Here is a 21,221-nt window from a genome sequence, read left to right on the forward strand (position 1 = left end):
CACCGTGGATGACCTGATGGCTGATATCGCGGTGATCTTTCACTGGCCGCCGTCCGAGATGGACGGCATGTCACTCACCGATCTGTTGAACTGGCGACATAAGGCACTGCAACGCAGCGGAGTAAAAACAGATGAGTAATCTTGAACAGTTACCCGACACGCTTGAAAAAATAAATCAGGATCTGGCCGTCTTCAAGGCAGAAACAGACAGGGTCAGGAAAAACCTGCTCGCGCTGCCCGGGAAGACGTTATTCAGCGTTGTTTCAGAAGATATGGTTGATGCTTCCCTTCAGTTTGAAACGTCACTGTTCGCCCCGGACAGTAAGACCGAAGCGCAGGCATTTTCTGGCCTGAAAAAAAAGGTGGCCAGCCAGTCCTTAGAAAAGCTGCGGCAGCAACGCCCGATGCAAATGGAACAAAAAGGGCTGGAGATCGGGCAACAGTTTAAAAATCGCGAACTGAAAATTGGTCAGTTAAAAAATTTCAGTTCATCAGCCCTTTCCTTTGCACAACCGAAACTGGCACTGACGCAAAATTTTCTCAAACCGGGTGCAGATCTGGAGGCTGGACTGGCTGAAGTGCAGTCGGTCCTCGGACTGAAAAATGACGATCCACAACTGGCGGCATTACGCCAGCAAAGCCTGTCGATGGCCTCTTCAGGTCATTCGCCCGCTGAAGTTGTCGCCAGACAACAGGCATTAGCACAAACAGGAATGAATGCCGATCAGATACTGACCAAAACACCGGCTCAACTGAACGGGGAAACATCTGCAGCGCAAATGGCCATTACCGTCAAAGGCGATAATCTGGATGGCGATATCACCAAGTTATTTGCCACCTGGGACACTATCCGTATCAATCTTTTTGACGGGCAAAATGCCGCCCTGCGCGAACTGACGCAAACCGCCACCCGTTGGCTGGGCACGATCAATACCTGGATCACCGACAACCCGCTGCTGGTGAATACGCTGCTCGGTCTGGCGTTAGGCATCACCGGCATCATCGGTGGGCTGGGCTCGCTCGGCATGGTCGTTGCGCCGGTACTGGGTGGTATCAATATGCTGATGGCGGGCGCCGGTTTGCTGGGGACGCTGTTCACCGGTGCCGGTGGCATGATTGCCGCGGCGTTCACGGCCATCGGTCTGCCACTTCTGCCGGTCATCGCATTAATTGCCGGGATTGGAATTGCGGTGGTGAAACTCTGGGAGCCGATCAGTGCCTTTGTCGGAGGAATGATTGACGGATTTACTGCGGCAATGGGGCCAATAAGTGGCGCGTTTGCACCGTTCAGAACCGCGCTGGGATGGATTACGGATTTGTTTGAGCCCATTCACTTCACACAGAACACCCTGAGCGGCTTCACTGATATCGGCAAAGCGGTCGGAGAAGCGATCGGGGAGATTTTCGTCACGCTCAATAAAGCCGTCTCCCAAATTGGCGAAGTCTTCAACTGGGCAAAAAAAGGATGGGACTCCCTTTTTGGCGACAGTGATCCCGCTGAACGCCCGGATATCTCAGCACCCCCATCAGACAGCATATCCCCAACCGGCGGCGCGCTGAACCTGTATCAGCCAGCTAAAAGCAGCGTGGCCAACAACCTGACGGATAACCGGGCGACGACCGTGAACTTAAGTTTCACCGCGACACCGGAGACGGATCATAACCAGATCAGAACCTGGATCGAGGATTCGTTAAACCAGCGGGAATGGAACAATACCAATAATCTTCTCAGCCAGTACAACAACGGAGGGATTTACCCATGATGATGTCGCTGGGTTTATTCGTGTTTAAATTAAACACGCTGCCGTATCAGAATACTTCCCGTCAGGTAAATTATGGTTGGGGCACCAATACCCGGTTTGGACAGCGCCCGGTCTCGCAATTTCTTGGACTGGGTGAAGAGACCATGACCCTCAAAGGGCAACTGTTGCCCGAAGTCACCGGTGGAGTACGGTATCTGCAAGCCCTGCAGGTTATGGCGGACTCCGGGCGCGCATGGCCGCTCATTGAAGGCAGTGGGACGATTTACGGCATGTTCGTGATCAAAAGCATAGCCAATGACAATGCCGAGTTTAACTCCAACGGCCAGGCGCGAAGCATCACTTTCACGCTCAATCTGACGCGCGTCGATGAATCTCAGGCCGCCATGTTCGGCGATCTGCTAACTCAGGCCGAGGGCTTATATAACAAGGCCAGTTCGGCACTCAGCAATTTCGCCAGCGGAGCCTGATCATGCTTACTGATTTGCAGTTACCTGTCGGCGCACGCATCGCGCCTGTTTTTAGCTTAAAGATCAAAAATAAGGTGCTTGAGCAAAATATCTCTGACCGCATTATCAGCCTGACAGTGACTGACAAAAGTGGCTTTGAGGCGGACACCCTGACCCTGACTTTCGACGACAGTGATGGTCAGCTTCAAATGCCAGCCCACGGGACGATTTTACATCTGCACCTCGGATGGTCGAAGCAGGCGTTATATGACTGTGGTTATTTCACGGTAGATACTGTGAATCATCAGGGTTCACCGGACAGGATCGATGTTACTGCCCGGAGTGCCGATTTTCGGGGTTCTTTCGAGACAAAACTCAGCCAGTCCTACGATGATTACACGCTTGGCGCGATTATCCGCATGATTTCCAGCCGCAACCAATTATTCCTGCCGGTCATCCCGCCGGAACTCGACAGCATTAAGATCCCACATATTGACCAGACGGAAGAGAATGACGGCTATTTCCTGACCCGGCTGGCGCAGCTTTACGGTGCTCAGGTAACCGTGAAAAATGGCGCTATTTTATTTTTCAAACCAGGCACAGGCCGTACCGCTTCCGGGCAACCGCTTCCCTGGAAGACCCTCACTCGAAGTGACGGTGATAACCATATTTTCAAAATTGCCGACAAGAAGGCCTATGAGGGAGTGAATGCCCGATGGCATGACATTAAAACGGCAACAACAAGCAATGTCGCGCTAAAAAATACGTCTGAAAAAAGTTATACCGCAGGCACAAAAGGTAACGTTCTCCAGCTCGCCAAAATATTTCCTGACGAGGAAACCGCAAAACGCGCAGCTGACTCTGTGTTTAATCAGGTTCAGGCAGATTCGGCCTCCTTTAGCATCCGTCTGGCGCAGGGGCGCGCAGACCTGAGCGCACAAACGCCGGTCAACGTGCAGGGGTTTAAAGAGGTGATAGACAACCAGCGCTGGATCATCGATTCAGCCGTTCATAATCTTAATGAAAAAGGTTTCACGACGACATTGAATCTGAAGCTTTATGTTGCAGATATGACCTATCAATCTTCAATTTCATAATATTAACTTGCTTTTGCAAGTTATGAGTTTCATAATGACCTCATCGCTTACCTGTCATGCCGGAGGTTTTTATGATGCATTGTCCGCTTTGTGGAAAGGTCGCCCATACACGCTCAAGCCGTTATCTGAGTGAATCAACAAAAGAACGCTATCATCAGTGCCAGAATATTGAATGCAGTTGCACGTTTGCTACGCATGAATCGGTCGCCAGGGTTATCTCAAAGCCGGGTAGCCAGCCTTCTGCTGCGTAGTCAATATGTGGTCATTGATGCAAAAAAAGGGGTTAGCCGATGGCTAACCCCTTGTTCTATATTAACTAGTAGATGTCGCGTTAGCGATACCTTAGTTAAGACGCTCTTTAATACGAGCAGACTTACCAGTACGCTCACGCAGGTAGTACAGTTTAGCTTTACGAACGGCGCCACGGCGTTTAACAGTAATGCTGTCGATTACCGGGGAGTGAGTCTGGAATACACGCTCAACACCTTCGCCGTTAGAAATTTTGCGAACAGTGAATGCAGAGTGCAGACCGCGGTTACGAATAGCGATAACCACGCCCTCGAATGCCTGCAGACGCTTTTTAGAACCTTCAACGACCCATACCTTAATCTCCAGAGAATCACCTGGACGGAATGCAGGTACGTCTTGCTTCATCTGCTCTTGTTCGATTTGTTTAATGATATTGCTCATAATATGTCTCTTACCCTAGGTAAACTGATATATCGGGACGGCCTCGCGTTATGCTTTGGCGTTCCCTTCATAGTTTTGTTGACTAAGCCGATGTTCCTTTTGGAACTCTCTTAGCAACACCTCTTGCTCGTCAGTCAGAGCTAGGTTTTCCAGAAGTTCAGGTCTTCTAAGCCAGGTTCGACCCAGCGACTGTTTCAGGCGCCAGCGACGTATATCAGCATGATTTCCCGACAGTAAAACTGGCGGTACCTCCATGCCTTCCAACACTTCAGGGCGGGTATAATGGGGACAATCCAACAATCCGTCAGCGAAAGAATCTTCTTCTGCTGAAGCCTGACGACCCAGAACACCCGGTATAAAACGGGAAACTGAATCAATCAGAGTCATTGCCGGCAACTCTCCACCGCTAAGAACATAATCGCCAATTGACCATTCTTCATCAATTTCGGTTTTGATTATGCGCTCATCGATCCCTTCATAACGGCCACAAACCAGAATAATTTTCTGATGAGCCGCCAGTTCGCAAACACCGGTTTGATCCAGCTTGCGCCCCTGAGGTGAAAGATAAATCACTTTCACACCTTCGCCTGCCGCTGCTTTTGCTGCATGAATGGCTTCCCGTAAGGGTTGCACCATCATCAGCATTCCGGGACCACCGCCGTAAGGGCGCTCATCCACGGTACGATGTCGATCGTATGCGAAATCACGTGGACTCCAGCAATTTACGCTCAACAGGCCATTCTTAACTGCCCGGCCAGTTACCCCGTAATCCGTAATTGCGCGGAACATTTCAGGAAACAGGCTAATTATACCGATCCACATAGCCTACCCCTTCCAAATGTTTGACCGCTCAACCAGACCTTGTTTACATGAGTAAACACTACGGAGGTCAAAAACCAGGATCCCAATCTACTTCAACAGTGCGAGTAGTGAGATCGACTTTCTTGATAACCTGCCCATCGAGGAACGGAATCAACCGCTCCTTGAGTCCGAAGGCATCTTTCAGGTTGGCTTTAACTACCATCACATCGTTAGAACCGGTTTCCATCATATCGATGATTTTGCCCAGTTCGTAACCGGAAGTTGTCACTACCTGGCAACCAAAAAGGTCTTTCCAGTAGTAGTCACCGTCTTCCAGTGGAGGCAGTTGCTTTGAATCGACAACAATTTCGCAATTGGTCAGAAGATTCGCCGCATCCCGATCATCAACGCCTTTGACTTTGATAATCAGGTCCTGAGTATGGCGTTTCCAGCCTTCCAGCTCGACAACTTGCCATTTACCGGCACGCTGGATAAACCAGGGCTGGTAGTCAAAGATGCTTTCAGCGTCTTCGGTGGATGAAAACACTCTGAGCCAACCACGAATGCCGTATGTTGAACCCATTTTGCCAAGGACTAACGGCTCAGCGGGTACCACTGGATTGGATTGCTTGCTCATTGCCACCACCGCGACAGATTAAGCTGCTTTCTTAGCGTCTTTGATCAGCGCAGAAACGCGATCAGAAACGGTAGCACCCAGACCAACCCAATGGGCAACACGGTCCAGATCCATACGCAGTGCTTCAGCCTGGCCAGAAGCCAATGGGTTGAAGAAACCTACGCGTTCGATGAAACGACCGTCACGAGCGTTGCGGCTGTCGGTCACTACTACTTGATAAAACGGACGCTTTTTTGCGCCGCCACGTGCTAAACGAATTGTTACCATAACATCCTCTTTAGTTAATAAAACAACCAGACCCCATCGGGGAACGGGGTCTGGTTGCAATATAAAAAGCCCGAAAATTTTACTCATTTTGGCGCAAAAAGCAATCTAAAGCGTAGAAACCTTAGCCACCATTTTGCATGAGCCGCCTATATGGCTGATATATAGGCAGTGACGTCGATTAACGGCCAGGGAAACCCGGTGGCATCATACCTTTCATGCCACGCATCATTTTCGCCATGCCGCCACTCTTCATTTTCTTCATCATGCGCTGCATATCGTCGAACTGCTTAAGTAAGCGGTTGACGTCCTGCACCTGCATGCCGGAACCCATCGCGATACGACGCTTACGGGAACCTTTAATAATCTCTGGCTTAGCGCGCTCTTTCAGCGTCATCGAATTGATGATCGCTTCCATCCGCACCAGCACTTTGTCATCCATCTGGGATTTGACGTTATCCGGCAACTGACCGACACCCGGCAGTTTGCTCATCATACTCGCCATGCCACCCATATTACGCATTTGCTTGAGCTGCTCGAGGAAATCGGTCAGGTCAAAGCCGTCGCCTTTTTTGAGTTTGCTGGCCAGTTTTTCTGCCTGCGCGCGGTCAACTTTACTCTCAATGTCTTCGATAAGAGAGAGAACGTCGCCCATGCCCAGAATACGGGAGGCAATACGATCCGGATGGAACGGCTCCAGTGCATCGGTTTTTTCACCCATGCCCAGGAATTTGATCGGTTTGCCGGTGATATGACGAATCGACAGCGCAGCACCGCCACGGGCATCACCATCCACTTTCGTCAGGATCACACCGGTCAGCGGCAGCGCTTCGTTAAACGCTTTTGCGGTATTCGCAGCATCCTGACCGGTCATGGCATCGACAACAAACAAGGTTTCCACCGGATTAATCGCGGCATGTACCTGTTTGATTTCGTCCATCATCGCTTCGTCGACGTGTAAACGGCCGGCAGTATCGACAATCAACACGTCGTAGAATTTCAGTTTCGCCTGCTGCAGGGCACGGTTAACGATATCAACCGGTTTTTCCTGCGCGTCAGACGCGAAGAAATCCACTTCAACTTGTTGCGCCAGGGTTTCCAGCTGCTTGATCGCCGCCGGGCGATAAACGTCGGCGGACACGACCAGTACTTTTTTCTTTTTCTTTTCTTTCAGGAATTTCGCCAGTTTACCGACGCTGGTTGTTTTACCGGCACCTTGTAAACCTGCCATCAGCACCACAGCCGGAGGCTGTGCCGCTAAGTTGAGTTCGGTGTTAGCCTCACCCATCGCGGTTTCCAGTTCTTTCTGGACAATTTTGACGAATTCCTGACCCGGCGTCAGACTCTTATTGACCTCATGGCCAACAGCGCTTTCCTTCACCCGGTTGATGAAGTCACGCACGACCGGCAGCGCAACGTCCGCTTCCAGTAACGCCATACGCACTTCACGTAATGTCTCTTTGATATTCTCTTCGGTCAGCCGCCCGCGGCCGCTGATATTGCGCAGTGTGCGCGACAATCGATCGCTTAAATTCTCAAACATCGTCTCTTGCTCAACGTAATGACAGGCCGCTTTTGCGACGTAATTGCGGGATTATAACACGAAGTGCGGACGATCTCTGCTTTGGCATCTCAGATAGGTTGGAGCGTGACGCGGGTAACGTTATACTGCGGTTCTCATTCACTTTTCGATGCAACCGAAACGCTATGTCAGTTTTTGCTCTCGTCGCCATGTTGGCCTATCTGTTCAGCCTTGCACTGATTATTCCGAGCATCATCCGGAAGAACAGCGCATACCGGCGCTTAGCACTGATGTCTGTTGTGGTGGCACTGGTTTGCCACGCCGTGGCGTTGCAGCAGCGTATTTTTGATGTCAGCACCGGCCAGAACCTCAGCCTGGTCAATATCGGCTCGGTAGTCAGTTTAATCATCGGAACGGTAATGACCATCGTCGCCTCGCGCAATCGCGGCTGGTTCGTTTTGCCTATTGTTTACAGTTTTTCGCTGATCAATCTGGCGTTCGTGACGTTTCTTCCGGGTGAGTTCATCACGCACCTTGAGGAAAGCAAAGGCTTACTGGTACATATCGGCCTGGCATTGTTCTCTTATGCTACGCTGATGATTGCCGCTCTTTATGCGTTGCAGCTGGCATGGCTGGATTATCAGCTGAAGAATAAACGCCTGACGTTTACGGCTGATATGCCGCCGCTGATGAGTATTGAACGCAAACTTTTTCACATCACCCAGATTGGCGTGATTTTACTGACACTGACGCTGTGCACCGGATTACTGTATCTGAACAACCTGTTCAGCCCGGAGAATATCGACAAGGCCGTCTTATCGATACTGGCATGGTTCGTTTATATCGTCCTGCTGTGGGGCCATTATCACGAAGGCTGGCGTGGCCGTCGCGTGGTATGGTTCAGCATGGCGGGCGCCATCCTATTGACCCTTGCCTATTTTGGCAGTCGCCTGATCCAGCAAATCATGGTTCATTAATTAAAAGGAATACCCGTTGGAGCACGTCTCAACAACAACCCTGATCATCACATTGATCATCATGGTGGTGGTTTCGGCTTATTTTTCAGCCTCCGAAACCGGTATGATGACACTCAACCGTTACCGGTTACGTCACCTGGCTAAACAAGGTAACCGCGCGGCGCGGCGCGTCGAAAAGCTGTTAAAACGCCCGGATCAGCTGATAAGCCTGGTACTTATCGGCAACAATCTGGTCAACATCCTTGCTTCCGCTCTGGCAACTATTGTGGGTATCCGTCTGTACGGCGATGCCGGTGTGGCAATTGCCACGGGCGTCCTGACATTTGTCGTTCTGCTGTTTGCAGAAGTGCTGCCTAAAACATTTGCCGCACTGAATCCTGAACGTATCGCCTTCCCGAGCAGCATTTTGTTGCGTCCGCTGCAGACCATTATGATGCCGCTGGTGTGGATCCTTAACAGTCTCTCGCGTTTGCTGATGAGAATGTTCGGCATCAAAACCACCACCAGCCTCAGTGATGCCGTCAGTAAAGAAGAACTGCGTACCATCGTGAACGAGTCTCGCTCCAATATCTCGCGCCGAAATCAGGACATGCTGCTTTCCGTGCTTGATCTGGAGAAAGTCTCTGTTGATGACATCATGGTGCCGCGCAATGAAATCGTTGGTATTGATATCAACGACGACTGGAAGTCGATTATTCGTCAGCTTACTCACTCGCCTCATGGCCGTATTGTGCTTTATCGGGACTCACTCGACGACGCAATTGGGATGTTGCGTTTGCGCGAAGCTTATCGCCTGATGACCGAGAAAAAAGAGTTTACCAAAGAAAATCTGCTGCGCGCCGCTGATGAGATTTACTACATTCCGGAAGGCACCCCGCTGAACATTCAGTTGGTAAAATTCCAGCGGAATAAAAAGAAAGTGGGCATCGTGGTTGATGAATACGGTGATATTCAGGGGCTGGTCACGGTTGAGGATATCCTCGAAGAAATCGTCGGCGATTTCACAACCTCAATGTCACCGACGCTGGCTGAAGAAGTCACGCCACAAAGCGATGGCTCAGTGCTGATTGAAGGCAGTGCGAACGTGCGGGAACTGAATAAAGCCTTTAACTGGCATCTTCCCGCCGAAGAAGCAAGAACGATCAACGGCATGCTGCTGGAAGTACTGGAAGAGATCCCGACAATCGGAACCAGCCTGCGCATTGAAGATTATGAAGTTGAGATCCTGGATGTACAGGACAACATGATTAAACAGGTGCAGGTCCGGCCGTTACAACCGTTGCAAAGCACTGTAAATCAGCACTAACCCTCTGAATTTCAGACATAAAAAAGACGCGAACTTCGCGTCTTTTTTGTCATCAACACGAACTAAAAACTAGATGTGCAGTTCAGACAATTTCTCTTTTGGCAGAGCCAGATCATCGTTACGGTTCACGACAACATCATGATCGATAATGTGTTGTGCGATTTCCTGGGCTTCCTGCAGGGAATGCATTTCGTAAGTCCCGCACTGGTATTCATTCAGCTCTGGGATCTGGCGCTGTTCTTTCACTTTCAGAACGTCAGCCATTGCTGCTTTCCAGGCGTCAGCAACCCGTTGCTCTTCCGGCACACCGATCAGGCTCATGTAAAAACCGGTACGGCAACCCATCGGAGAAATATCAATGATTTCCACACCGTTACCGTTCAGATGATTACGCATGAAACCCGCAAACAGGTGCTCAAGCGTATGGATACCACGTTCCGGCATCACTTCAATGTTCGGGCGGCAGAAACGCAGATCGAACACAGTGATGGTATCCCCGTGCGGGGTATTCATGGTTTTTGCGACGCGAACAGCAGGTGCTGCCATACGGGTATGGTCTACGGTAAAGCTATCCAACAGTGGCATATCGTCACCTCTCCTAAATAAATTAATTTTTTTTGCGAACTCAGGAAACCTTTTCCCAGCATGCGGGTCTTAATTAGTGAAAGACGCGCATTTGTTATCATCATCCCTGTAAACAGAGATGTTTATTTGGCCACATTAATTGTGGCCTTTTTCTTTTCTACTTATCACTACTGCCTGCATTTGCAGCCAGGTATTCTTCAAAGCTTAGCTTATCACTGGCTTCCAGGTTGCGCTGACGCTGCCATGAACCATCCTGCTCAGCCAGCAGGGCACTTTCATCCAACACTTCCAGCGGTTCACTCACCAGCATCTGCCGATATTTTTCCGCCAAGTCCAGCCCGAGGTTACCGAGGCCCTGCTGTTTCAGATCTTTGAGGATGCGGGCAGAATAAGTCAGTTCAGGATCATCAAACGCAGCAGCTAACTCTTTACAGACATCCTGGTAAAGATGATCACCGTTTTGATTATCCATGACCTGAGCCACCCGATTCAGATCAGCAAACAATGCTTTGCCGACGCTGGCTAATGGCTGACGTTCATCGTTACACCCAATACCAATTGTCTGACCCGGTTTACGCCCTTCAAGGATGACGCGGTTCCAGTTTTTGCGCGTACAAAGCAACTCATCACTGTTCATTTCCGGCGCATCGGCTAAAGCACACCATACCAAAAACAGATCCAGGAAACGCGCCTGGGTTGCATCGATACCGACTGGCGAGAACGGATTAACGTCCAGCGAACGGACTTCAATGTATTCAATCCCGCTGCGCATCAGCGCATCCGAAGGGGTTTCACCCGATTTGGTGACGCGCTTAGGCCGGATTGGCGCATAAAGTTCGTTCTCAATCTGTAACACATTGGTGTTCAGCTGGAGATACTTGCCGTCCTTTTTCACCCCCATTTCCGCATATTCAGCAGACGGTGTGCGGATCGCTTTCTTCACACCCTGAACATAGGTGTTCAGATCATTAAAAGTGATACCCAGATTGCTCTGCGACTTATTCGTATACCCTAAATCACTCAGGCGCAACGATGTCGCATAAGGCAGATAACACAACCCACCTTCGGTATATTCAAAAGGCAGATCCGTTACACGGCCTTTCAGGAATGAGGAACAGATTGCAGGCGACGCACCAAACAGATACGGGATCACCCAACCAAAACGGTAATAGTTTCGGATGAGTTTGAAATAACCTGCAGAGATGGCCTCTTTCCCGCTTTCGGTATCGGTAACACCCAACCGCTCCTGCCAAAACGTCATTGGCAACGAAAAATTGTAATGGATGCCGGAAATTACCTGCATCAGTGCGCCATAGCGGTTTTTCAGGCCTTCGCGATAAAGCGTCTTGAAACGCCCGACATTCGAGGCGCCATATTGTGCCAGTTCAATATCCTGCCCTGATTCGATAAAGCACGGCATGCTGAACGGCCACATACGCTCGTCACCAAGCTCACGGGCCACGTGACGATGAATATCACGCAGAAACGCCATCAGATGTTCAATATTGTCATCGACGGGCGTAATGAATTCTAATAAGGCTTCAGCGAAATCGGTGGTGATCCAGCGATGCGTCAGAGCTGAACCTAAAGATTCCGGGTGTCCCGTCGTCGCTAATGAACCATCAGGATTAACCCGAAGCGTTTCACGCTCGATACCACGACGAATACCTTTTAATGCCTGAGGGTGGGCTTCCAGCCAGGAAAGCGCCTGAGATACATCCGGGATCAAATTGACCTCCCGTTCGGTGAAACCATTAATTTGCAAGCATACTGAATCTGCATAGATGTGACCATAATTGATAGCTGATGCCAATCTAACCGAACCATGAGAGCCCCTCCAGCGTTACAAAAGTCAAAAGTATGTAACGCACCGCTTTTCCGATAAGCATGAAAAAGACTACAGGCCCCCACGGCATTCGCAACCAACCTGCTAATACACACAACACATCACCCATCACCGGTAACCAACTTAGCAATAATGCCGGGGGTCCGAAGCGCTTCAGCCAGCCTTGTGCAATATTGAGTCCACGCTGAGGCTTAAGCTGTGGCAGAAAGCGTCCGATGATGACGTTGGTTATGCCGCCTAAGGTATTGCCAACAGATGCAGACAAAACCAGTGCAGCTGGCATTGCGCTGCCAGCTGACAATAAAGCCACTAATAAAACTTCTGAATTTCCAGGCAGTAATGTGGCGCTTAAAAAGCTGCTGCCGAATAAGGAAGCCAGCGCCAGGGCGCTACTCACAGCTTACGTACGTCCACAAAATCCATATTGGCGCGTTTTGCTGCCTCAATACCGAAATCTGCATCTTCAAAGACGACACATTTTTCAGGAGGCACGCCGATCAGCTCCGCACAGCGCAAAAACGTGTCCGGTGCCGGTTTGTGGTTCTTCACATCGTTGGCACCCACAATCGCATCAAAGTAATCGCGCAATCCTAAATGTCGTAACAATGCATCCGCCATCCAGTGCTCGCTGCCCGTTCCTACCGCCATTGGCCGGCGCCCATGATAGGATTTGACGACATCAATTAGCGGTAAAGGCCGCACGGTATCGAGTAACATTTCCTGCACTGCAGCCGTTTTCTCAGCTGCAAGAAGATGGGGATCCATCTCAACATTATTACTGTCTATAACAAACCTGGCGATGTGCCAGGTCGGAGAACCATTCAGAGCAACCATGGATGCGACATCAAACTGCATATTGTATTTGGTCAATACCTGATGCCATGCCTTACGGTGCGTAGGTTCGGTATCCAATATGGTGCCATCCATATCAAATATTAGCCCTTCGTATCGATCGTACATCGGGATGCTCCGTGATCACGAAAAAACTGGAAAACTACTTTATCGCAAAGTCTGTAGAAAGTCGCATTTTGTCCACGTACACAGCACATACGAACACGTCAGAAAGGCCAGAAAAATGAAAAAGAAGAAGGAGAAACAGCTGCGAAATGTAAAAAGCAAAAAACCCGCCGAAGCGGGTTTTCTAATCTGGTGCACCGAGGAAGATTACTCGGCAGGGCCTCGCTCTGCGGGCCGTTGCTAAAGCAACGTTATTTTCCTTCGTGCTACCTTCATGCCGGAGGACTCTATACGAAAGCCGTCGCTCAAACATGTTTAGAATATGGTGCACCCAGGAAGATTCGAACTTCCGACCGCTCGGTTCGTAGCCGAGTACTCTATCCAGCTGAGCTATGGGTGCAGGGGGGGGTAATACTGATTTTTTTTTCGGGAAATACTTAGAGAAAGAATGGTGCACCCAGGAAGATTACTCGGCTATCGCCTCGCCCTGCGGGCCGTTGCTTCAGCAACGTTATCTTCCTTCGTGCTATCTGCATGTTGAGGACAATGTAAAATCTTATCATCGCTTCAACACACACAAAATATGGTGCACCCAGGAAGATTCGAACTTCCGACCGCTCGGTTCGTAGCCGAGTACTCTATCCAGCTGAGCTATGGGTGCATTTTGATTCTTACTGCAGATTTACCTGACCATTTTCCTTACTGCATCCGCTTTTGCGTTTGCCCGTCACGCTCATTTGATTGCAAATCAACATACGCTCAGGAAAGTATGGTGCACCCAGGAAGATTCGAACTTCCGACCGCTCGGTTCGTAGCCGAGTACTCTATCCAGCTGAGCTATGGGTGCATTTTAAATGGCGGTGAGGCGGGGATTCGAACCCCGGATGCAGCTTTTGACCGCATACTCCCTTAGCAGGGGAGCGCCTTCAGCCTCTCGGCCACCTCACCATACGCCTCTTTCGAGTGTGCTGACTAACTTTGTTCAAGCTCATCGGCACTGCGTGGCGCACATATTACTTTCTGGCCCTTATAAGTCAAACCCTTTTTTCCTAACAATCACCCGTTTGGACATTTCACGCGCAACCTGAGCAGTTTGAATGCAAAAAATGACCGTGAACGCGAAAAAAACGCCTTCATTTTCAGGAAAAGACAACACGGGAGATAAAACACAGGAAGAAATTAAAAAAGAAAATGCAGGGAAACGAAGGAGGGATAAATGATAAGGCACATAAAAGAGGTTCAGCGCCTCGCCATTAGCGAGACGCCTCGTAAATCAGTAACTCGACTGTTGAGACTTTTCAGCCTGAATACGCTGATAAATCTCTTCACGGTGAACAGAGACCTCTTTCGGCGCATTCACACCAATGCGCACCTGATTACCTTTAACACCTAAAACGGTAACAGTAACCTCATCGCCAATCATGAGGGTTTCACCAACTCGGCGAGTTAGAATAAGCATTCTTTGCTCCTTGAATAATTAAAAGAGTCGGGTCTCTCAGTTTCCCGGCCATTATCGATCATAAGCGGGTAAAACGTAAGCCATGACCCCTACATAAAATGTAAGCAGCCTGCAACTTCAGCCATGTGTACTTTAAGTTTAGCCGATATCATCATTGTCGCGACTTTAATCGCGAAGCTTACAGCGCCATTAAGACTGAAAACGCCATACAGCACAATAGATTATGGCGTTTTCATGGTTAGCTATTTATTTCTTATTACAGCTTAGCTTCAACCCAGGCTTCAACCGTCGCCAGAGCGGCAGGTAATGCCTGCACATCACTGCCGCCTGCCTGAGCCATATCTGGACGACCGCCGCCCTTTCCACCGACCTGCTGTGCCACAGAAGCAATCAGCTCACCGGCTTTAACACGATCGGTCAGATCTTTCGTGACACCAGCAATCAGGCTGACTTTATCATCAGCAATGGTTGCCAGAACGATAATTACTGATCCCAGCTGATTTTTCAGGTCATCAACCATCGTACGCAGAATTTTAGGCTCTACGTTATCCAGTTGACGAACCAACAGCTTAACCCCTTTCACTTCTTTCGCCTGGCTGGACAGTGAGGCACTTTCCTGCGCGGCTTGCTGACCTTTCACCTGCTGAAGTTCTTTTTCCAGTACACGTGAACGTTCAATCAAAGAACGGATTTTATCGGTGATGCTGTTCACATCGCCTTTCACTAAATGCGCCACATCCTGGAGCAAATCGCTTTGCTGATGCAGTGCATTAATCGCGTTTTCACCGGTAATCCCTTCAATACGACGAACACCAGCTGCAGTACCGGATTCACTCTGAATACGGAACAAACCGATATCGCCAGTACGGCTGGCGTGCGTACCGCCACACAATTCGGTAGAGAAATCCCCCATGCTCAGTACACGAACGCTGTCTTCATACTTCTCACCAAACAGCGCCATTGCCCCTTTTTCTTTCGCTTCGTCCAGATCCATGATGGTGGTCTGGATAGGCAAATTGCGACGGATCTGAGCATTCACCAGATCTTCTACCTGACGGATTTCTTCTGGTTTCATTGCTTCAAAATGCGAGAAGTCGAAACGCAGATAGTTATCGTTAACCAGAGAGCCTTTCTGAGCCACATGCTTGCCCAGCACCTGACGCAGCGCAGCATGCAGCAAGTGCGTTGCAGAGTGGTTCAGACGGATGCGGTCACGGCGTGCGGCATCAACTTCTGCTTCGACACTGTCGCCGACACTCAGTTTACCCGCGTTCAGTGCGCCCTGATGGCCGATCGCTTTACCATATTTCTGGGTATCAGAAACAGAGAAGATGCCAGCAGCCGTTTTCAGAACGCCTTTATCACCCACCTGGCCACCAGACTCACCGTAAAACGGCGTATCATCCAGAACCACAATAGCATTAACGCCAGCCTGAATATCATTCACGGGCTGACCATCGACAAACAACGCCACGACTTTGGAATGGCGCTGCAGATGTTCGTAACCGGAGAACTGAGTGACGCCATCAACACGCACCATGCTGTTATAGTCCGCGCTGAAACCACTGGACTCACGCGCACGGCGGCGTTGAACGTCCATCGCTTTTTCGAAACCAGCCTCATCCACTTTCAGATTACGCTCCCGGCACACGTCAGCAGTCAGATCCAGCGGGAAACCAAAGGTGTCATACAAACGGAAAGCAATTTCGCCGTCCAGAGTGTCGCCTTCCAATGCGGACAATTCTTCGTCCAGCAACGCCAGTCCACGTTCCAGGGTACGGGCAAACTGTTCTTCTTCGGTTTTCAGCAGTTGCTCAACCATCGCCTGCTGTTCTTTCAGTTCCGTCGCAGCCGGACCCATAACTTCAATCAGCGGAGCAACCAGTTTGTAGAAGAAAGTGTCCTTCGCGCCCAGCATATTGCCGTGACGGATTGCACGACGAATGATACGACGCAGCACATAGCCACGGTTTTCATTCGATGGGATCACACCGTCCGCAATCAGGAATGCACATGAACGGATATGATCAGCAATAACGCGCAGTGATTTGTTGGTCAGATCGGTCGCGCCAGTGACGTCTGCCACTGCCGCGATCAGTTTCTGGAACAGGTCGATATCGTAGTTGGAGTTCACATGCTGCATAACCGCCGTGATACGCTCAAGCCCCATCCCGGTATCTACAGATGGTTTTGGCAGAGGCAACATCGTGCCGTCAGCCTGACGGTTGAACTGCATGAACACCAGGTTCCAGATTTCTATATAACGGTCGCCATCTTCTTCAGCAGAACCCGGAGGGCCGCCCCAGATGTGATCGCCATGATCATAGAATATCTCAGTACAAGGGCCGCACGGACCGGTATCGCCCATCTGCCAGAAGTTATCAGAAGCGAATGCACCGCCTTTATTATCGCCAATGCGGATAATACGTTCTTTTGGAACGCCGACTTCTTTCTCCCAGATGTCGAAAGCTTCGTCATCAGTCTCATAGACGGTGACCCACAGCTTCTCTTTCGGCAGGTTGAACCACTTTTCGCCGGTCAGTAATTCCCAGGCGTAGTTGATGGCATCGTGCTTAAAGTAATCACCGAAGCTGAAGTTACCCAGCATCTCGAAGAAGGTATGATGACGTGCGGTATAGCCGACATTTTCGAGGTCATTATGCTTACCGCCCGCACGTACACAACGCTGAGACGTGGTGGCGCGGTTGTAATCGCGCTTATCCAGACCGAGGAAAACGTCTTTAAATTGGTTCATCCCGGCATTGGTAAACAACAGTGTCGGATCGTTTGTCGGGACAAGCGAACTGCTTGAAACAATGTTGTGTCCCTTACTATGGAAGAAATCGAGAAACGCTTGACGGATCTCAGCGGTGCTCTTGCTCATAAATGTCCCGGAATCATGCTGGAAGAACGGCTCTTGAGCCGGATAACGCTGTATATGACAGCAATCTGTACAGCTCACGAACGAAAAAGTGCGGATAAGATAAAATTTCTGCGCGGGGAAGTAAAATACCGTATGCGGTCAATCGTCAAAATCGCGATAAATAGACTGTATTTCTTCCTGAAAGAAGCCCCGATAGAGTAAATAACGCAGAACTTTCGATTTTTCCTTCCAGTCGGTCGGTAAATTTTCACCAAATTTCCTGACTGCCAAATCCCGTGCCAGAACACACCAGTCAACATCAGTGTTTTCCAGCGCCACGGTGATGATTTCTTTATCGACACCTTTTTGCAGTAATTCCGAACGAATGCGCACCGCACCGTAACCTTTGTGACTGCGGCCAGAGATATAGCGGCTGGCAAATTTGGCATCATCGAGCCAGTGATGTTGATAGCAGTAATCAATCACCGCCTGCACATGTTCTTCCGAAATGGCTTCTGGCACAGGCCGTGGCTCAGGTTTACCTCTCACCGCTTCTTCGTCAGCAAATGCATTTTGCTCCGGCTTTTTACGCGATAACCCACTGTTTTTCTTATTCTGAGGTTTAACAAAAGGCATCGGTGGAGTGAGCAATTTACGACGCAACTCGGCTTCACCGTGATCACGCTGAGAAAGCAAACGCATAGCGCGGTTCATCAGGGTGTTGATTTTAGCCGCATCACCCTCTTTTTTTGGGGGCTCAAACAGCGTGGACTCACTGTTCTGCGCCACTTCTTCCAGCAGTTTTTTCAGGTCGATAATTTTTTCATTGGGCGCTTTTTCATCGTGCATAAGGTTTCCCCTGATATGCAAAATGCCAGTCTGGAAACCAGACTGGCATTTTAACGACTTCTGAAAGTCACGGATAACTATCCCCTGCCTTCAAATGTCTCTGTCAGACAACCGCGAAATTAAAATTCTTCGCTGGTTTCCATATTGTCGTCAGCATCTTCAGCAATGGTCGCAGCACTCAGCTCACCGGTACCGCTCAGCAACATATCACGCAGTTTTTTGTCCAGCTCTGCAGCGACTTTCGGGTTTTCTTTAAGGTAGTTGCAAGAGTTTGCTTTACCCTGACCAATCTTCTCACCGTTGTAGCTGTACCAGGCACCGGCTTTCTCGATCAGTTTGTGCTTCACGCCCAGGTCGATCAGTTCGCCGTTGATATTGATACCTTCGCCGTACATGATCTGGAATTCAGCTTGCTTAAATGGCGCTGCGATTTTGTTCTTTACAACTTTCACACGCGTTTCGCTACCGACAACCACATCACCTTCTTTGATAGCACCAATACGACGGATATCCAGACGTACAGAGGCGTAGAATTTCAGGGCATTACCGCCGGTAGTCGTTTCCGGGTTACCGAACATTACGCCGATTTTCATACGGATCTGGTTGATGAAGATCAGCAGGGTGTTGGCGTTTTTCAGGTTACCGGCAAGCTTACGCATTGCCTGGCTCATCATACGTGCTGCAAGGCCCATATGAGAGTCACCAATTTCGCCTTCGATTTCAGCTTTTGGTGTCAGTGCTGCCACGGAGTCAACGATGATAACGTCAACTGCACCTGAACGGGTCAGCGCATCACAGATTTCGAGCGCCTGCTCTCCGGTATCTGGCTGTGAACACAGCAGGTTATCAATATCTACACCCAGTTTTTTAGCGTAGATAGGGTCCAGCGCATGTTCTGCATCGATGAACGCACAGGTTTTGCCTTCACGCTGTGCAGCCGCGATAACCTGCAAGGTCAGTGTGGTTTTACCGGACGATTCAGGACCATAAATTTCAACAATACGGCCCATTGGCAAGCCGCCAGCACCTAACGCGATATCCAGAGACAAAGAGCCGGTAGAGATCGTTTCGACGTCCATGGAGCGATCTTCCCCCAGACGCATGATGGAGCCTTTACCGAATTGCTTTTCGATCTGGCCCAGTGCTGCAGCTAACGCTTTTTGCTTGTTCTCATCAATAGCCATTTTTACTCCTCGTCTGATACAGGGGAACATCCCGCCTGCATCATTGAATATAATTTATGTACAGGTAATTGGCAGTAATTATACTGTATGCTCATACAGTATCAAGACTAATTTTTAATAAACTCATCCAATGCTGTTTGTAGCGAAAAAACAGCGGCTTGCAAACGCACCGCTTCGCGATCGCCGGAAAAATGCTGTTTAACCATCAGAACATGCCCGTTTTTACCGGCAAAACCAAACCAGACAGTGCCGACAGGTTTTTCTTCGGAACCGCCATCAGGACCGGCAATACCGCTTACCGAAACGGCAACGTCCGCGCCCGCTGCGTGCAGAACACCCACTGCCATTTCATGCACCACCTGCTCACTCACCGCACCATATTGTTCAAGCGTGCTTTCGCGCACACCCAGCAATTCATGCTTGGCCGCATTGCTGTAAGTGACAAATCCGCGATCAAACCAGGCGGAACTGCCAGCAATATCCGTGATGGATTTAGCAATCAGCCCGCCAGTGCAGGATTCTGCGCATGTGATCCATAGTCCGTGTGCTTTAAGCGCAGCGCCGATTTCCACACTCAGCTCATGTAAACGTTTCTCGTCCATATTCCCTCCTGGCAGGTCATCTGAAACTGACCTGATGTTAGCATTTCTCTTCAGGTCTGTGAGTCATGTCGACGCGTTTTGCGCGATGTATTCAGAATTGGCATAAAAACAAAAAAGAAGGGCCGCGTTTTGCGGCCCCCATGAACAATTCCTGAACCGGCATTAACGTGCCGCTTTCACTGCCTCACCTAACTGCCATACCGCCATCGCATAATGAACGCTGTGGTTATAACGGGTAATAGTGTAAAAGTTCGGCAGTCCGTACCAGTACTGATAATTAGTGCCCATATCAAGGCGCAGCAGGCTTGCTTCCTGGTAGTTACCCAGTGAACCCAACGGGCTCAGCCCCGCCGCTTTCAACGTATATAACGGATACTTGGTTTTAAAGCCATTTTCAAGCAAGGGTGCCTGCCCCGCTGCCGGTACCGCAATCGGCGCGCCCTTCGTCCAGCCATGGGCCTTGAAATAATTAGCGACACTGCCGATGGCATCAATGGGATCCCACAGGTTAGCATGACCGTCGCCATTAAAATCGACGGCATAATCTTTATAAGACGAAGGCATAAACTGACCATAGCCCATCGCGCCCGCGAAAGAACCGCGCAGACTCAGGGGATCGTCGCCTTCACGGCGCGACATCAACAGGAAGGTTTCCAGTTCGCCGGAAAAATACTCAGCCCGACGCGGATAGGCAAAGGATAAGGTCGCCAGCGCATCAATAATACGGGTTTTACCCATTACGCGCCCCCAGCGGGTTTCCACACCGATAATACCCACAATGATTTCTGGCGGCACGCCGTAAACCTGCTCTGCACGCTGTAACGCATCCTGATATTGATTCCAGAACACCACGCCATTTTGCACGTTATCCGGCGTAATGAATTTACTGCGGTAGCGATTCCACGCCCCGTTCGGCACGGTCGATGGCGGGCCGGAAGGTGCCTGCTGATCCATCAGTCTTAAGACAAAGGCCAGACGCTTAGTCTGCGACAGGACGTCATGCAGTTGCTGACGGTCAAATCCATGCTCGCGTACCATTTTGTCAACAAACTGGTTCATGGCCGGATCATAGGCGAAATCGCCGGTCTGGACGGCACCGGTATGCTCCGGCTGGAGCAGAAATCCACCGTCAGGCACGGTACTCGCGCTGGCATTTCTTCCATCGGAAAAAGGATTTCGCGGACCTGCAGGCTGAGGTGCGCTTTTATGACTGCTACATGCAGAAAGTATAAGAACCAGGGGAAGAATGACTGCCAGATGGCGCATCGGATATCCGTAACCATGCAAAAAAAGAGGTGCGGATATGGTAGAGCATTATCAAGGCCGAAAAAACTGAAAATCACCGTCTTTACACCACAGCAGAAAGGTTACAT

General features: G+C 50.0%; 23 protein-coding genes and 4 tRNA genes. 8 read left to right on the plus strand and 19 right to left on the minus strand.

The annotated features are described in order from the left end of the window. The first annotated feature begins 4 nt into the window (after positions 1-4). The 5 genes from EVX52_RS14745 to EVX52_RS14765 all read left to right on the plus strand — a co-directional run bounded on the left by EVX52_RS14745 (position 5) and on the right by EVX52_RS14765 (position 3,557). Entirely contained in the window at positions 5-139 is a 135-nt protein-coding gene (locus EVX52_RS14745; protein WP_013574043.1) for a GpE family phage tail protein, read from the plus strand. Continuing rightward, positions 132-1,763 carry a phage tail tape measure protein gene (locus EVX52_RS14750; protein WP_129991584.1) on the plus strand — a complete coding sequence of 544 codons (1,632 nt, stop codon included), beginning with the start codon at positions 132-134 and terminating at the stop codon, positions 1,761-1,763. The genes EVX52_RS14745 and EVX52_RS14750 overlap by 8 nt, the downstream gene beginning before the upstream one ends. After that, positions 1,760-2,230 carry a phage tail protein gene (locus EVX52_RS14755; protein WP_129991585.1) on the plus strand — a complete coding sequence of 157 codons (471 nt, stop codon included), beginning with the start codon at positions 1,760-1,762 and terminating at the stop codon, positions 2,228-2,230. Before EVX52_RS14750 ends, EVX52_RS14755 begins: the two co-directional genes overlap by 4 nt. Before the next feature lie 2 nt (positions 2,231-2,232). Then, positions 2,233-3,306, plus strand: a complete 1,074-nt coding sequence (locus tag EVX52_RS14760; protein WP_129991586.1) for a contractile injection system protein, VgrG/Pvc8 family — start codon at positions 2,233-2,235, stop codon at positions 3,304-3,306. A 71-nt stretch (positions 3,307-3,377) separates the two neighbouring features. Then, on the plus strand, positions 3,378-3,557 hold the full coding sequence (locus EVX52_RS14765) for an ogr/Delta-like zinc finger family protein (RefSeq protein ID WP_129954609.1): 180 nt from the start codon (positions 3,378-3,380) through the stop codon (positions 3,555-3,557). Between the two features lie 91 nt (positions 3,558-3,648). Here EVX52_RS14765 and rplS read toward each other — a convergent pair whose 3' ends face one another. The 5 genes from rplS to ffh all read right to left on the minus strand — a co-directional run bounded on the left by rplS (position 3,649) and on the right by ffh (position 7,241). Then, positions 3,649-3,996: a 50S ribosomal protein L19 gene (gene rplS, locus EVX52_RS14770; protein WP_013574038.1), complete on the minus strand. Its 348-nt coding sequence runs from the start codon at positions 3,994-3,996 to the stop codon at positions 3,649-3,651. Between the two features lie 48 nt (positions 3,997-4,044). Next, a complete protein-coding gene (gene trmD, locus EVX52_RS14775) occupies positions 4,045-4,818 on the minus strand; it encodes a tRNA (guanosine(37)-N1)-methyltransferase TrmD (RefSeq protein WP_013574037.1) in 774 nt (257 codons plus the stop codon). A gap of 67 nt (positions 4,819-4,885) precedes the next feature. After that, positions 4,886-5,434: a ribosome maturation factor RimM gene (gene rimM, locus EVX52_RS14780; RefSeq protein WP_129954608.1), complete on the minus strand. Its 549-nt coding sequence runs from the start codon at positions 5,432-5,434 to the stop codon at positions 4,886-4,888. An 18-nt stretch (positions 5,435-5,452) separates the two neighbouring features. Next, positions 5,453-5,701 carry a 30S ribosomal protein S16 gene (gene rpsP, locus EVX52_RS14785; RefSeq protein ID WP_015689395.1) on the minus strand — a complete coding sequence of 83 codons (249 nt, stop codon included), beginning with the start codon at positions 5,699-5,701 and terminating at the stop codon, positions 5,453-5,455. Between the two features lie 178 nt (positions 5,702-5,879). Beyond that, complete coding sequence (gene ffh, locus EVX52_RS14790) at positions 5,880-7,241, minus strand: signal recognition particle protein (RefSeq protein ID WP_129954607.1); 1,362 nt, start codon at positions 7,239-7,241, stop codon at positions 5,880-5,882. A gap of 164 nt (positions 7,242-7,405) precedes the next feature. On the opposite strand from ffh, the gene EVX52_RS14795 reads away from it, so the two are divergent. Continuing rightward, on the plus strand, positions 7,406-8,197 hold the full coding sequence (locus tag EVX52_RS14795) for an inner membrane protein YpjD (RefSeq protein ID WP_129954606.1): 792 nt from the start codon (positions 7,406-7,408) through the stop codon (positions 8,195-8,197). A gap of 16 nt (positions 8,198-8,213) precedes the next feature. Next, positions 8,214-9,503 carry an HlyC/CorC family transporter gene (locus EVX52_RS14800; RefSeq protein ID WP_129954605.1) on the plus strand — a complete coding sequence of 430 codons (1,290 nt, stop codon included), beginning with the start codon at positions 8,214-8,216 and terminating at the stop codon, positions 9,501-9,503. 69 nt (positions 9,504-9,572) lie between these two features. Here EVX52_RS14800 and luxS read toward each other — a convergent pair whose 3' ends face one another. The 8 genes from luxS to EVX52_RS14840 all read right to left on the minus strand — a co-directional run bounded on the left by luxS (position 9,573) and on the right by EVX52_RS14840 (position 13,839). Next, the gene (gene luxS, locus EVX52_RS14805; protein ID WP_129991587.1) at positions 9,573-10,088 is read right to left on the minus strand and encodes an S-ribosylhomocysteine lyase; all 516 of its coding nucleotides are present in this window, start codon (positions 10,086-10,088) and stop codon (positions 9,573-9,575) included. A 157-nt stretch (positions 10,089-10,245) separates the two neighbouring features. After that, a complete protein-coding gene (gene gshA / locus EVX52_RS14810; protein WP_129954603.1) occupies positions 10,246-11,817 on the minus strand; it encodes a glutamate--cysteine ligase in 1,572 nt (523 codons plus the stop codon). 85 nt (positions 11,818-11,902) lie between these two features. After that, positions 11,903-12,331 (minus strand): YqaA family protein, encoded by a 429-nt coding sequence (locus EVX52_RS14815; protein ID WP_129991588.1) that lies wholly within the window; start codon positions 12,329-12,331, stop codon positions 11,903-11,905. Then, positions 12,328-12,894, minus strand: a complete 567-nt coding sequence (gene yqaB, locus EVX52_RS14820; RefSeq protein ID WP_129954601.1) for a fructose-1-phosphate/6-phosphogluconate phosphatase — start codon at positions 12,892-12,894, stop codon at positions 12,328-12,330. The genes EVX52_RS14815 and yqaB overlap by 4 nt, the downstream gene beginning before the upstream one ends. Before the next feature lie 320 nt (positions 12,895-13,214). Then, a tRNA-Arg gene (locus EVX52_RS14825) sits at positions 13,215-13,291 on the minus strand. Positions 13,292-13,475: 184 nt separating this feature from the next. Next, positions 13,476-13,552: transfer RNA gene (locus tag EVX52_RS14830), tRNA-Arg, on the minus strand. A gap of 109 nt (positions 13,553-13,661) precedes the next feature. Continuing rightward, positions 13,662-13,738 (minus strand) — tRNA-Arg (locus EVX52_RS14835). Between the two features lie 8 nt (positions 13,739-13,746). Then, a tRNA-Ser gene (locus EVX52_RS14840) sits at positions 13,747-13,839 on the minus strand. A gap of 149 nt (positions 13,840-13,988) precedes the next feature. On the opposite strand from EVX52_RS14840, the gene EVX52_RS25705 reads away from it, so the two are divergent. Then, entirely contained in the window at positions 13,989-14,111 is a 123-nt protein-coding gene (locus EVX52_RS25705; RefSeq protein ID WP_255466753.1) for a hypothetical protein, read from the plus strand. A gap of 53 nt (positions 14,112-14,164) precedes the next feature. On the opposite strand, the gene csrA is transcribed toward EVX52_RS25705, so the two are convergent. The 6 genes from csrA to mltB all read right to left on the minus strand — a co-directional run bounded on the left by csrA (position 14,165) and on the right by mltB (position 21,114). Beyond that, positions 14,165-14,350 carry a carbon storage regulator CsrA gene (csrA, locus tag EVX52_RS14845; RefSeq protein ID WP_000906486.1) on the minus strand — a complete coding sequence of 62 codons (186 nt, stop codon included), beginning with the start codon at positions 14,348-14,350 and terminating at the stop codon, positions 14,165-14,167. Between the two features lie 256 nt (positions 14,351-14,606). Next, positions 14,607-17,234: an alanine--tRNA ligase gene (alaS, locus tag EVX52_RS14850; protein WP_129954600.1), complete on the minus strand. Its 2,628-nt coding sequence runs from the start codon at positions 17,232-17,234 to the stop codon at positions 14,607-14,609. 138 nt (positions 17,235-17,372) lie between these two features. After that, entirely contained in the window at positions 17,373-17,927 is a 555-nt protein-coding gene (gene recX, locus EVX52_RS14855) for a recombination regulator RecX (protein ID WP_238486042.1), read from the minus strand. A 254-nt stretch (positions 17,928-18,181) separates the two neighbouring features. Beyond that, positions 18,182-19,246, minus strand: coding sequence for a recombinase RecA (recA, locus tag EVX52_RS14860; RefSeq protein WP_129991589.1), 1,065 nt, complete (start codon positions 19,244-19,246; stop codon positions 18,182-18,184). Between the two features lie 107 nt (positions 19,247-19,353). Continuing rightward, a complete protein-coding gene (pncC, locus tag EVX52_RS14865; RefSeq protein ID WP_129954598.1) occupies positions 19,354-19,848 on the minus strand; it encodes a nicotinamide-nucleotide amidase in 495 nt (164 codons plus the stop codon). Positions 19,849-20,010: 162 nt separating this feature from the next. After that, positions 20,011-21,114: a lytic murein transglycosylase B gene (gene mltB, locus EVX52_RS14870; RefSeq protein WP_129954597.1), complete on the minus strand. Its 1,104-nt coding sequence runs from the start codon at positions 21,112-21,114 to the stop codon at positions 20,011-20,013. Positions 21,115-21,221: the final 107 nt, after the last annotated feature.

The organism is Rahnella sp. CFA14(1/10), assembly GCF_004195095.1.
GTDB lineage: Bacteria > Pseudomonadota > Gammaproteobacteria > Enterobacterales > Enterobacteriaceae > Rahnella > Rahnella perminowiae.